The 12,261-nt window shown below is 70.0% G+C and carries 10 protein-coding genes; 5 read left to right on the top strand and 5 right to left on the bottom strand.

The window, feature by feature from the left end; genetic code table 11:
- Positions 1-22: 22 nt before the first annotated feature.
- The 3 genes from U3653_RS09490 to U3653_RS09480 form a co-directional block, all read right to left on the bottom strand.
- The gene (locus U3653_RS09490) at positions 23-247 is read right to left on the bottom strand and encodes an acetolactate synthase small subunit (protein WP_195079235.1); all 225 of its coding nucleotides are present in this window, start codon (positions 245-247) and stop codon (positions 23-25) included.
- Positions 244-2,088, bottom strand: a complete 1,845-nt coding sequence (locus U3653_RS09485; protein ID WP_195079234.1) for an acetolactate synthase large subunit — start codon at positions 2,086-2,088, stop codon at positions 244-246. The genes U3653_RS09490 and U3653_RS09485 overlap by 4 nt, the downstream gene beginning before the upstream one ends.
- 301 nt (positions 2,089-2,389) lie before the next feature.
- Entirely contained in the window at positions 2,390-5,575 is a 3,186-nt protein-coding gene (locus U3653_RS09480) for an acetyl-CoA carboxylase family protein (RefSeq protein ID WP_195079452.1), read from the bottom strand.
- Between the two features lie 56 nt (positions 5,576-5,631).
- On the opposite strand from U3653_RS09480, the gene U3653_RS09475 reads away from it, so the two are divergent.
- Positions 5,632-6,240, top strand: coding sequence for a TetR/AcrR family transcriptional regulator (locus U3653_RS09475; protein WP_195079233.1), 609 nt, complete (start codon positions 5,632-5,634; stop codon positions 6,238-6,240).
- 296 nt (positions 6,241-6,536) lie between these two features.
- On the opposite strand, the gene U3653_RS09470 is transcribed toward U3653_RS09475, so the two are convergent.
- Entirely contained in the window at positions 6,537-6,983 is a 447-nt protein-coding gene (locus U3653_RS09470) for a MarR family transcriptional regulator (RefSeq protein ID WP_195079232.1), read from the bottom strand.
- A 129-nt stretch (positions 6,984-7,112) separates the two neighbouring features.
- Here U3653_RS09470 and U3653_RS09465 point away from each other — a divergent pair, with 129 nt between their 5' ends.
- Positions 7,113-7,616, top strand: a complete 504-nt coding sequence (locus tag U3653_RS09465; protein ID WP_195079231.1) for an SPW repeat protein — start codon at positions 7,113-7,115, stop codon at positions 7,614-7,616.
- A 275-nt stretch (positions 7,617-7,891) separates the two neighbouring features.
- Here the strand turns inward: U3653_RS09465 and U3653_RS09460 are convergent, their stop codons facing one another.
- Positions 7,892-8,389 carry a GyrI-like domain-containing protein gene (locus U3653_RS09460; protein WP_195079230.1) on the bottom strand — a complete coding sequence of 166 codons (498 nt, stop codon included), beginning with the start codon at positions 8,387-8,389 and terminating at the stop codon, positions 7,892-7,894.
- Positions 8,390-8,573: 184 nt separating this feature from the next.
- On the opposite strand from U3653_RS09460, the gene U3653_RS09455 reads away from it, so the two are divergent.
- From U3653_RS09455 to U3653_RS09445, 3 genes are all read left to right on the top strand, one after another.
- Entirely contained in the window at positions 8,574-9,230 is a 657-nt protein-coding gene (locus tag U3653_RS09455) for a TetR/AcrR family transcriptional regulator (RefSeq protein ID WP_195079229.1), read from the top strand.
- Between the two features lie 121 nt (positions 9,231-9,351).
- The gene (locus U3653_RS09450; RefSeq protein ID WP_323124068.1) at positions 9,352-9,834 is read left to right on the top strand and encodes a nuclear transport factor 2 family protein; all 483 of its coding nucleotides are present in this window, start codon (positions 9,352-9,354) and stop codon (positions 9,832-9,834) included.
- 917 nt (positions 9,835-10,751) lie between these two features.
- Positions 10,752-12,221 (top strand): NAD(P)/FAD-dependent oxidoreductase, encoded by a 1,470-nt coding sequence (locus U3653_RS09445; protein WP_195079227.1) that lies wholly within the window; start codon positions 10,752-10,754, stop codon positions 12,219-12,221.
- The last annotated feature ends 40 nt before the right edge of the window (positions 12,222-12,261 follow it).

Below are 12,261 nucleotides of genomic sequence, written 5' to 3'. Positions count from 1 at the left end.
GCGTTCGCGCAGGGGCGAGCGCTCAACGCTCGATCACCCGCACGCCGACGAATCCGGCGACGCGGTCGGCGATCCGCGTGGTCGTCGCGTCGTCGCCGCCGAGCACCACGCGCATCCGCGCCGTGCCGGTCGCCGGGTCCGCGGTCACGGTCAATTCGCGTACGGCGCCGCCGAATCGGCGCGCCACCAGGGCCAGTCGAACCAAGGCGCCGGAGGCATCGTCGACGAGCAGGTCGAGCGTCCTCATCGGCCGTCCTGCGCAAGGCTGCCCGAGGCGGGCGGCTCGTCCGCGTCGTCGAACAACGGCCGCAGGTCCCTGGCCGCCATGATCAGGTCGTTGCCCGCCCCGGCCGCGATCATCGGCCACACCTGCGCGTCGGCGCCCACGACGAAGTCCACGACCACCGGACGGTCCCGCACCGCGCGAGCGGCCGCGATCACCCCCGCGACATCCTCCTTCCGCTCGCAGCGCAGGCCCACACAGCCCAGCGCCTCGGCCAGCGCCGCGAAATCCGGGACGCGCCGGGAGTGCGTGCGCAGATCGCTCTGCGAGTACCGCTGGTCGTAGAAAAGGTTCTGCCACTGCCGGATCATGCCCAGGTGCCCGTTGTCGATCACCGCGACCTTGATCGGGATGCCTTCCACCGCGGCGGTCGCCAACTCCCGGTTGGTCATCTGGAAACAACCGTCGCCATCTATCGCCCACACCTCCGCGTGCGGCGCGCCGAGCTTCGCGCCGATCGCCGCGGGCACGGCGTACCCCATCGTGCCTTGACCGCCGGAATTGAGCCAGCTGCGGGGCTTTTCGTAGTCGATGAACTGCGCCGCCCACATCTGATGCTGGCCGACGCCCGCGCAGAAGATCGCGTCGGGCCCCGCCGCACGACCGATCTCCCGGATCACGAATTGCGGTGCCAGCGAGCCGTCCGCGGGCCACTGGTAGCCGAGCGGGTAGTCGGTGCGCAGACGTTCCAGCCGCGCCCACCACGACGACAGATCCGGCAGCGGCTGCGCGGCGACCGCGGCGAGCAACTGTTCCAGCACCTCGCGGCAGTCGCCGACGATGGGCACATCCGCGCGCCGGTTCTTGCCGATCTCGGCCGGATCGATGTCGGCGTGGATCACCGCGGCGCCGGGCGCGAACGTGCGCGGATCGCCGGTGACGCGATCGTCGAAGCGCGCGCCGAGCGCGATCAGCAGGTCCGCCTTCTGCAGCGCGGCCACCGCCGTCACGGTGCCGTGCATGCCCGGCATGCCCAGATGCTGCGGGTGACTGTCGGGAAACGCGCCGCGCGCCATCAGCGTTGTCACCACCGGCATCCCGGTGAGTTCGGCGAACGCGCGCAGCGCCCCGGCCGCCCCGGATTTGATCACTCCGCCGCCGACGTAGAGCACCGGTGTCCGCGCCGCGGTGATCAGGCGCGCCGCGGCGGTGATCTGCCGTGGATTCGGCGTCGTCACCGGCCGGTAGCCGGGCAGGCGCAACCGGGGCGGCCACTGGAAGATCGTCTGCGCGCGCAGCACGTCTTTCGGGATGTCGACCAGCACCGCGCCGGGTCGTCCCGTCGCGGCCAGATGGAACGCCTCCGCCAGGACTCTCGGAATGTCGGCGCCGCGGGTGACGAGCGCGTTGTGCTTCGTGATCGGCATCGTGATGCCGGTGATGTCGGCCTCCTGGAAGGCGTCGGTGCCCATCACCGGCGTGCCCACCTGACCGGTGATGGCGACCACCGGCACCGAGTCGGCCTGGGCGTCGGCGAGCGGGGTGACCAGGTTGGTCGCGCCCGGTCCCGAGGTCGCCATGCACACGCCGACTCTGCCGGTGGCCTGGGCGTAGCCGGTGGCGGCGTGCCCGGCGCCTTGCTCGTGGCGGACCAGGACGTGCCGGATCCGGCGCGAATCCAGCAGCGGGTCGTAGACCGGGAGAATCGCTCCGCCCGGGATGCCGAACACCACTTCGACGCCGAGTTCCTCGAGCGCGCGGACCACGGCCTGCGCGCCGGTCATGCGCTCCGTGGTCGCGGGCGGGAACGCCGGTTCGGGATGCTGCGGGCGCGGCGCGGTCGGCCGCGCGAGGGATGAGCTCACGGGAAACTCCGTTCTGGTGCGTCGAGGCGCGCGGATACCGCTGCGGCAGTACGTATTTCGCGCAGGCTGACGCCGGTGATCGAGGAAGCGGCCGCGCCAGGAGCGACACACCGGCTGGTCGCGGCAGGTCTCTCTGCCGTGGGTGCGTCGCGGGCGTTGCCCGGCTCGCCGGTCCGCGATCCCGTGGTGAGGACGGACCGTCCTGGCACGGCGCCTGATGGGGCGCGCGTGCGGATGACGATCTTAACCCGGCGGGCGTAGCGGGTCGCGCCGGATCCCCGGTCCGTGCCGAACGGCGGGGTCAGCGCAGGGTGCGGATCCAGCGGCGGGTGTCGGCCGGGTCGATGACGTCGTCGACTTCCAGGACGGTGGCGGCGGTCAGCGCCTTGCCGTTGGCGTAGGCGAGCTGGACCAGGTTGTCGAACGCTTGTTGCCGCTCGTCCGGATTCTCGATGGCGGCCAGTTCTTTGGCGAACCCGAGGCGGACCGCGCCCTCCAAGCCCATGCCGCCGATCTCCCCGGTCGGCCAGGCGACGACGAACCGGGGCGCGCGGAACGAGCCCGCCGCCATGGCCTGAGCGCCCAGACCGTAGCCCTTGCGCACGATGACGGTGCCCAGCGGCACCGAGAGCGCGGCGGAGTCGATGAACAGGCGGCTGAACTTCGTCACCGTGGCGTCCTTCTCCGCCTCCGGCCCCACCATGAAACCCGGTGTGTCGCAGAAGGACACGATCGGCAAGCCGTGCGCGTCGCACAGTCGCAGGAACATGCTGAGCTTGTCCGCGGCCGGAGCATCGATCGCGCCGCCGTGGTGGTGGCAGTCGTTGGCGATCAAGCCGAACGGCCTCCCCTCCACGCGGATCAGCGCGGTGACGATCCCGCCCGCCCAGTCGCGGCGCAACTCCAGCACCGAGCCGACATCGGCGACGGCTTCGATGGCGGCGCGAATGTCGAACGCGCGCAGGCGGTTCTCGGGGACCACATGCCGGGCCAGGCGCGGGTCCGGCGCGGTCCACTCCGCGATGTCGCCCCGGAAGTAGGCGAGATAGCGCCGCGCGGTGGCGACCGCCTCCGCCTCGTCCGCGGCGACGATGTGCACGACGCCGTTGCGGCGCTGCACGTCGATCGGGCCGATGTCCTCGGGGGCGTAGACGCCCAGGCCGCCGCCCTCGATCATGGCCGGACCGCCCATGCCGATATTCGCGTCGGGCGTGGCGATCACGACATCGCACATCCCGAGCAGCGCCGCGTTGCCCGCGAAGCAGCGCCCGGACACGATGCCGATCAGCGGCACCCGGCCCGACAGCGCGCCCATCGCGCGGAAGGTGGTCACGTCGAGGCCGGAGATGCCGGGATAGTCGGTGTCACCGGGTCGGCCGCCGCCGCCCTCGGTGAAGAACACCACCGGAAGCCCTTGCTCGCGCGCCAGTTCCAGCATGCGGTCGGTCTTGACGTGGTTGCGCATCCCTTGGGTGCCCGCGAGCACCGTGTAGTCGTAGGACAGCACCACCGCGCGGGACCGGACCGGACCGAACCGCTCGGCGTCGATGGTGGCGACGCCCGCGATCAGCCCGTCCGCGGGCGTGTTCGCGATCAGATCCTCCGGACTGCGGCGCAGACGCTGGGCCGCGACCGCGAGCGCGCCGTACTCCACGAAGCTGTCCGCGTCGACCAGGTCGGTGATGTTCTCCCTTGCGGTGCGGCGACCGAGGCGATGACGTTTGGCGACCGCCTCCGGCCGGGCTCGGTCGAGCACGACGCCGTGGCGAGCGTGGACTTCGGCGAGGTCGGCGCGCACCGAGTCCAGGTCTACCACGGTGTGATCCGGTACCGCGCCGTCGTGCTCGGCGGGGACGAAGGTCAGCAGCGGCGCGTGCGGATCGACGACCGCGCCGACCGCCGCGACGTGACGGCGCACCCGCAAGTCCCGCTCGGCGCGCACCACGTGCTGCATCTTCATCGCTTCCAGCACCGCGACCTCGCCGCCCGCCGCGACCACCGCGCCGGGTTCGGTGAGAGCGACCACCGTGCCGCCCATGGGCGAGCGCACCACTTCTTCGTCGTCGGCCAGCGTCACTTCGGCCGGGGCGGTCTGTTCCCAGCCGGACACGGCGGACAGGGTGACGGCGAAATCGCCTGCGCGCTCGACCAATTGGTCGACATTCTGCTCGAACCACGTGGTCGGCACCACGCGGCCTTCCGAGAGGTCCGCCAGCACCGCGCGCAGCACGGCGACATTGGTGTCCACCCCGGTCACGACCGTCTCGGCCAGGGCGTCGGCGCACCGGCGCAGCGCGGCCGGATAGGACGGGCCGGAGGCGATGATCTTCGCCAGCAGGGAGTCGAAGCGCGCGTCCTGCCGCATCCCGGTGAACGCGGCGGTGTCGACCCGCACGCCGGCGCCGGTCGGCGGCGCGAACCGGGTCAGCGTGCCGGTGCCGGGCAGCACGTCGCCGCCCGCGGTGACGGTTTCGGCGTTCAGCCGCGCCTGCACCGCGTAGCCGCGCGCGGCACCGGGATCGGGCAGGGCGAGATCGGCCAGCGTGGCGCCGTGGGCGAGGTCGCATTGCACCGCGACCAGATCGATGCCGAGGACGGCTTCGGTGACGGTGTGCTCGACCTGCAGCCGCGGGTTGACCTCGAGGAACCAGGCCTCGTCGCCGCGGGCCAGGAACTCGACGGTGAGCACGCCCCGGCAGCCGACGGATTCGGCCAGCCGGGTCGCCCAGCGATGCAACCGCTCGCGCAACCCCGCGGGCAAGTCCGGTGCAGGCGCGACCTCGAGCAGCTTCTGCCGCCTGCGCTGCACGCTGCAATCGCGATCGCCGACGGCCGCCGCCACCGCGCCGTCGGTGACGATCTGGACCTCGATGTGGCGTGCTCCGGTGATCAGCGCCTCCGCGTAGACCGCGTCGTCGCCGAATCCGGCCAGCGCCTCGGCGCGGCAGCGTTCGAACACCTCCGGCAGACGGCTCGCCTCGCGCACCGCCCGCATGCCCCGCCCGCCACCGCCCGCGGCGGCCTTCACCATCACACCGTCGGGATGCGCGGCGAGCAGGGCCTCCGCTTCGGCGATGTCCGCGCCGCGGCGGGTCGCCGGGATCACCGGGACACCCGCGCGCTCGGCCGCCGCACGCGCCGCGGTCTTGTCGCCGAAGATCTCCAGCGCCGCCGGCGACGGACCGACGAACACGAGTTCGGCCGCCGCGCACGCCCGCGCGAATTCCGCGCTCTCGCTGAGGAATCCGTAGCCGGGATGCACCAGCGCGCCGGGGCCCGCCTTTCGCGCCGCCGCGACGACGGCCGCGACGTCGAGGTAGGCGGCGGCTCCGACGCCCGGCAGCGTCACCGCGTCGTCGGCCAGGCGGACGTGCAGCGCGTCCCGTTCCTCCGCGATGTGCACCGCGAGGGTCCGCCAACCCAGTTCCCGGGCGGTGCGCAATACCCGCACCGCCACTTCTCCCCTGTTCGCCACGACGACCTGCATGCCGCACAGTCTCGTTGACATTGACGTCAACGTCAATATAGGCGACCATATCCGGCGTGACCCAGTCCACCTGGTCGGTGCGCGCCGCGCGCGAGCGTTCGCACACCTCCCGGCACCGCGCGCTGCTCGACGCCGCCGCCCGCGTGTTCGCCGAGCGCGGCTACGACAACACCACGGTCGCCGCCATCACCGCCGAGGCGGGCGTCTCCCGCGCGACGATGTACGTCTACTTCGCCTCCAAGGAGGAGATCTTCCTCGCCCTGGCCGAGCGGGTGCGCGACGACTTCCTCGCCGCGCAGGAGCCGGGCATAGAGGACGGCGATCCGCGAACGATGCTGCGCGCCACCATCGAGTCGTTCGCCGCCGCGGTCGCCGCGGCTGGACCTCTGCTGCGCCTGATCGACGAGCGCGGGGCAGTCGACCCGAAGGTGGCGGCCCTGGCCGAGGAGATCACCGAACGGCCGATCCGCCGCTTCACCCGCTACCTCCAGCGTCAACTCGACGCCGGCCGCGTCACCCCGGTGACGACGCCCCGGGTGATCGCGGAAACGATCGGCTACACCCTCACCGCGGGCATCCTCGCGCGCCGGACCGCCGACGAATCCGGCCTCGCGGAGTATCGCGACGCCATGGGGAAGGTCGCGGAGACCCTACTGGGTCTGTAGCAGCCCCCGCCTCGGCCCGACGTGCGTCATGTCCGCGACGGGCCGCGGTCCGGCAGGTTCTCGGCGACGCCGGTAGCTCGTCCGATGCCCCTCGGCGCGTGTCACGGCGGGGTCGTCGGCGTAGTGCCCCATGCGGGGAGCTCACGGATCACCTCGAGGCTGGGCAGGAGACCACAGCGCTCCGCCCAGCCGGACGCCCCGGCGAGCCACGGCGCGACGCAGGCAGGGGGGCGACGTGTCCGGCCAACCGGTGACTTGTTCCAGCGGGCCGGCGCGGCCACCGACTCCAGGACGTCCTACCCGGCCTGCGGCACCAGCGCGGGGTCACCCAGCGCGCCGATCAGCGGAGTCAGGCGCCGCAGTTCTTCCAGATGCGCGGCACCGAGCAGGGCGAGGGTTTGCCTGCCCGCCTCGGTCAGCGCCAGCCGGACCACGCGGCGATCCTTGCCCCCTCCTCGCCTCCGGATGACCAGGCCGAGCTGCTCGGTGCGGTCGATCAGTTGCACCACGCTGTGATGGCGCGCGGACAGGTATCCGGCGATCTCCCCGATGCTGGGCCCGTCCGGGTCGGCATGTCCCCGGATCGCCAGCAGCAGTTGGTGCTGCAAGTCGGTGAGGCCCACTTCCGCCGCCCGGCGCTCACTCCACCGCAGCAGTTGGCGCAGCCCGGTCCGGAACGCCAGCAGCTTGGAGTATTCCTGGTCGCTGAGGTGGGCAGTCGAGGACGTCGCCCCTTCAATCATGGAGTGATATTATCACGGCATGATATATGAGTGAGCGGCGATGCGACGGCCGCGCTGCGGACCGATAGCCGGCCGCCCGAGCTCGAGAGAGCTTCGATTCGCCACTATGTCCGAGGAGTGGTGGAGAACATGAGTAGTGAAACCATGATGAGCCGGCATCCCGACATCGTGGAGTTGCGGGAGAAGTACGAGCGCGCCTCCGAAGCGCCGGACGCCCAGGCGGTCACCGGACTGCTGTTTCTGACCGGGTTGTATCTCGCGATCTCCCCGTGGGTCGTCGGGTTCAACGGGTTTTCGACCTTGACCGTCAACAATCTCGTCTGCGGTATCGCTCTGGCGATGCTGGCGCTCGGGTTCGCCTCGGTCTACGGACGGACGCACGGCATCGTCTGGGCCGCACCGCTGATCGGCCTGTGGACGATCCTCGCCCCGTGGATCGTCAGCGGGAACGTCGACACCAGGTCGACGATCTGGAACAACGTCGTCACAGGCGCACTCGCCGTGCTGCTCGGCCTGGGGTCGATGTTGCTCGGGATGAGCCGGACCGCACGCCACGCCGGCCAGGCATCCCATGCGGGCGCGCCGCGAACCCAGCGACCGTCCGGGCTCCCGCCGGAAACAACTACGCGCTGAACCGAATACGGCACCGACAACCCCTGCTCGCGGCGGGCGCATACCGACGCCCGCCCCTCAGCCGACGTTCGAGCCGCCCCGCAGGACTACCGCATCGACCGAGACACCGTCGATGCGGTGAGCGCCTACCTGACGCGAGGAGACGCACACATGAACCAGCCTCACGACACCGCCGACGACGACTCGCACGAAACTCCCGGCGCGACAGAGAAGGACACCGCGGAAGGCCGATCCCAGAATTCCGGGAAGCTGGCGGGCCCAGGCCCCGGAAGCGGTCAAGACGAAGACCCCGATACGTAGGGCGCCTCCACCGGCCAGTTCAGCTCGGTGCGCAGTTCCGCGGGGTCCAGGTCCGGAGCGGGCCTGGACAGGTAGACCTCCCACCGCAGCGGCCCCACGGCGAGGCCCTGCTGATCGATCCAGGATCGTAAGTTCTCCCAGGCGGCGGCCAAGCCGTCGAATCCACCGGCGTGCACGACCCTGGCCACCCGGCCCGCGGGCAGACGACCGGCGCGGACGTCACGCTCCGCGCGCAGGCCCCGATCGACCGCGAACCCCACTTCCAGATCCAGCGCGGCTTCGGACTCTTCCCGATACACGCAGAACGCCGGCCCTTCGATCTTCGCGCCCTGACCGGCGACGATCTCCGGCAGGATCCGGAACGACCGATCGAAGAAGTCACGCAATCGCGCGGGCGCGACACGATCGCGGACCACCGCCGTGGTCACCTCGGGCACATCGACGAACTCGGGATCGGCCGCGGCGTCGGTCATGACTCTCCTTCATCAGGTCGGGATACTCCATCACCAACGACGCCGTCGCCGCCCCGAATTCATCGGTCCGCCGCCGATTGTACTGACCAGTTCAAATCAGTATCCGGACCGGTACGACTAAGACAGGTTCATAAATCTGAACCAGTCAGTAAAGTTGGCACCGTCTGTGCGTTACACTGCGAGCGTGCCAGCGGTGACATCGAATGCGGGCCGGCCGGCTTCGCGCGGGCGGATCGACAAACGACAGGCCATCCTCGACGCGGCATTCGCCGTCTTCGCACGCCGCGGCTACGCGCAGGCGTGCGTGCAGGAGATCGCCGAGGAGGCGTGCGTCGCCAAGCCGACCATCTACAACCACCTCAACGACAAGGAAACGTTGTTTCGGCACGCGCTGGCGGCCGCGAGCGACGCGGTGCTGGCCGAGAACCTCGCGGTGGTGCAACGATTGCGCGATCCAGGGCCCGACTTGCGCGCCGCGCTGAAAGACCTGGCCTACCGGCTGATCCGGGTCTGCTGCGCCGAACGATCCCGGTCGCTGCGCCGGCTGACCTACGGCCAGGTCGCCCAATTCCCCGATCTGATCGACATCGTCGTCAGCCGCACGTCCGACCGGTTGGCCGAGGCGTTGGCCGATCGGCTCGCGCGCCTGTCGCTGTCGGGCCGCTTGCGCGCGGACGATCCGGCCACCGCCGCGGAACAGTTCCTGGTGCTGATCACCGGCCCGATGGAGGGCCGTTCGCGATTGGGCACCCGCAAGGTCGCCCCCGCCGAGATGCGCGCGGTCGCCACGGCCGCGGTGGACACCTTCCTGCGCGCCTATGGCGTGCCGGAGGACGAATAAGCACCCTTTCCGCTTCGGCGCGACATCCGTCACCGCTGCCGATCCGACAGAACCGACCGCGCCCAGCGGGCGCCAGAACGATGTGCCGCGCGATATCTCGTCGCCGGTGGAAAGGACCGACGTGACCGGCTCACCCGAGGATCTGCTCGCGACCATCGAAGCCGAGCGGGCGATCTACCGGACGTTCTACCACTTCTTCCGCCTCGCGGACACCGGGGAGAGCGAACGTTTCGTCGAATGCTTCACCCCCGACGCGCTGATCGAGTACCGGATCATGCCGGGCCCGGTGCAGCGCTTCCACGGACGCGACGAGTTCACGGCGTACATGAGCCGCGTGCCGAAATCCCAGCGCGCCATGGTCGCCCACGTCGCAGGGCAGGCCACTATCGAGTGGACCGAGGAGGGCCCGCTGCTCACCGCCTACGCCACGGTGTGGCATTGGTCCACCACCAGGGAATCCGCCGACCCGAACCGGCCCGCGGACTGGACCACCATCGGCCTGGTGCAGGACAGATATCAGAAGTACGACGGCGAGTGGCTGATCTCCCACCGCGATGTGCGGCCGGTCGCGGGCCGCGTCGCCGCCGGGCGCGGACCGGTCTGACCCGCCCGCCTCTCTCGGGCGGGCCGGACGCACCCGGCTCCTACCCGTCCGCTCTCCGGTATCGCGGCGGTCACCGCCGGTCTCGGCGCCCCACGCACCGGCCGTACCGGAACCCACCCGCTCACGGCGCGCACCCGCGGATGAACTGGGATCACGCGCCACTCTGTCGCTGTTTGCGACCTCCCGATGACGCCTCCGCGTACACCGCCGAACTCGGCGGCCATCCGACGAAAACGCCTCTCGGACCGAGGAATTCATTCGTCCACCACCGCGCATGCCGCGAGATCGTCCACCGTGGTGTCAGGTCCGCCGACACCGTGAAATTCTTCGATGCGCAGGTCAGGAGGGTGGGCAAATAAGGCCGCGCCACAACGCCCTTCGCTCACGCACGCCGTCGCCGGGAGTTGGCGGAAGCGGCGAACGGGCCGCGGGGAGGATAACTCTGGGTGAACGGCTCGTACGACGCCAGCGTCCGCCGTATCCTGAATCGGTTGGGAAAGAGGGGTGATGACCGAACGGCAATGCCATCACGCCTACCTCCAGACCTCCGCATTCCCCCGCCGCGCCCTTGAGGCGCTGGCGAAATATTCTCTCCCGCAGCGGTTTTCATGAACGCCGTGCTGTCGTCCGCCTTCGGTGTCGCAGTTGACGCCCGGTGACGGCCCTCCGGCGGCAAGGTCACGTGCGGGCATTTTGGCAATCCTTCAGTAATCCGCGGTCGAGTAGTTCGTTGGTTGCTAAATAGCTTGTCACTATTGAGGATTCGCTATCAATTGCTACAATCGAATGGCGCACCGTTAGCATGGCTAATCAGTGGCAACCTTACTTCGTACGCGTCGAAGACCGCGGCCCGCACGGAGTTCTTCCGCACTGAGGCGGGCGCACGTTCCGTTGTCGGCAGTTCCAGGGAGTTCGCTATGGACAATCCGCATGTTCTGGTCATCGGTGGCGGCCCAGCCGGGTCGACCACCGCTGCGCTGCTCGCGAAATCGGGGGTCAGGGTGACCCTCCTGGAACGAGATAAGTTCCCGCGCTACCACATCGGCGAAAGTCTGCTGGCATCGGTGCTGTCGACCCTGCGCGTCTCCGGCGCCTACGACGCGGTGGCCGCGCACGGGTTCCAGATCAAACGAGGCGGCCACTTCCAGTGGCAGGACGACAACTGGTTGCTGGACTGGTCCAAGCTCGTGGACGCCGAAGCCTGGTCCTGGCAGGTCCAGCGCGACGTGTTCGACGACCTGCTGCTGCGCAACGCAGCCGAGCAGGGTGCGCAGGTGATCGAGCGGGCCACGGTCACCAACGTCCTGTTCGATGGCGACCGGCCGACGGCCGTGGAATGGACCGTCGCCGGTGACGACCGGGTCGACACCACCGAGTTCGACTTCCTCGTCGACGCATCCGGCCGCGCGGGCGTGCTGGCCAAACACCAGGTCATCGAACGTCAGCAGCATCCGGCCTTCCGCAACGTCGCGGTGTGGTCGTATTGGGAGGGCGCACACCTACATCCGGACAGCCCGGAGGGCGCGATCAATGTGGTGTCCACGCCCGAGGGCGGCTGGTTCTGGAACATTCCGCTGTCGAACGGCCGCCACAGCGTCGGCTATGTCGTCTCGGCGCGCAAGGCCGCCGGGAAACTTCGCGAACTGGGCCGCGAGGCGTACTACGCGCAGACCATCGCCGACAGCGCCGCGATGAGCGAGCTGCTCGTCGGTGCGCGGCAGGTCGCGGAGGTCAAGGCGGAGCAGGACTACTCCTACACTTCCGACCGGTTCAGCGGTCCGGGCTGGGTCGTCGTCGGCGACGCGGCCTGCTTCCTCGACCCGCTGCTGTCCAGCGGCGTGCATCTCGCGACGTACTCCGCCCTGGTCGCCGCGGCGGCGATCGCGACGATCCTGCGCGGCGAACTGAGCGAGTCCGACGCGCTCGGCTTCTACGAGCACGCCTATCGCCGGGCCTACACCCGATTCCTGGTGCTGGTGTCGCGGATGTACGAACAGTACGTGGGCTCGGAGGAGTACTTCGCGCACGCGGGCACTCTGACGACCGGGCACAGCGGCGACACCAAGCAGGCGCAGTTCACCGAGATCATGGCGGGCTTGACCGACATGGACGAATCCTCTGGCGCGCAACAGCGCACCGCGACCGCGACCATCATCTCCGCCGCCGAACACCTGCACGCGGAGTCGGCGAATCTCGAATACATGGGCCATCTGGACATGTCGGTCGTCTGGGATCACTGGCGTGATCCGCTGGCGGATACGACCACCGGCGAGCTGCGCATCACGACCGATCCGGTGCTCGGCCTGACCGATCGGCCGCGCACCGAAGCGGAGATCGCCGCCGTGGCTCGGCCCGTTCTCCCACCGACGGCGGCCACCACCCCGTAGCGGCCGGCACGGAATTCTCATGACAGGCACCACACGGAGC

It is taken from the genome of Nocardia implantans, from assembly GCF_035544775.1.
Taxonomy (GTDB): Bacteria; Actinomycetota; Actinomycetes; order Mycobacteriales; family Mycobacteriaceae; genus Nocardia; species Nocardia implantans.
The sequence above is the reverse complement of the archived record's forward strand: the minus strand, read 5'-3'. Positions and strand labels throughout refer to the sequence as shown.

What these genes read in the sequence shown, in the direction of transcription:
- U3653_RS09490 (WP_195079235.1), bottom strand. Translation starts at nt 247, where the DNA reads ATGAGGACGCTCGACCTGCTCGTCGACGATGCCTCCGGCGCCTTGGTT.
- U3653_RS09480 (WP_195079452.1), bottom strand. Translation starts at nt 5,575, where the DNA reads ATGCAGGTCGTCGTGGCGAACAGGGGAGAAGTGGCGGTGCGGGTATTG.
- U3653_RS09470 (WP_195079232.1), bottom strand. Translation starts at nt 6,983, where the DNA reads ATGATTGAAGGGGCGACGTCCTCGACTGCCCACCTCAGCGACCAGGAA.
- U3653_RS09465 (WP_195079231.1), top strand. Translation starts at nt 7,113, where the DNA reads ATGAGTAGTGAAACCATGATGAGCCGGCATCCCGACATCGTGGAGTTG.
- U3653_RS09460 (WP_195079230.1), bottom strand. Translation starts at nt 8,389, where the DNA reads ATGACCGACGCCGCGGCCGATCCCGAGTTCGTCGATGTGCCCGAGGTG.
- U3653_RS09445 (WP_195079227.1), top strand. Translation starts at nt 10,752, where the DNA reads ATGGACAATCCGCATGTTCTGGTCATCGGTGGCGGCCCAGCCGGGTCG.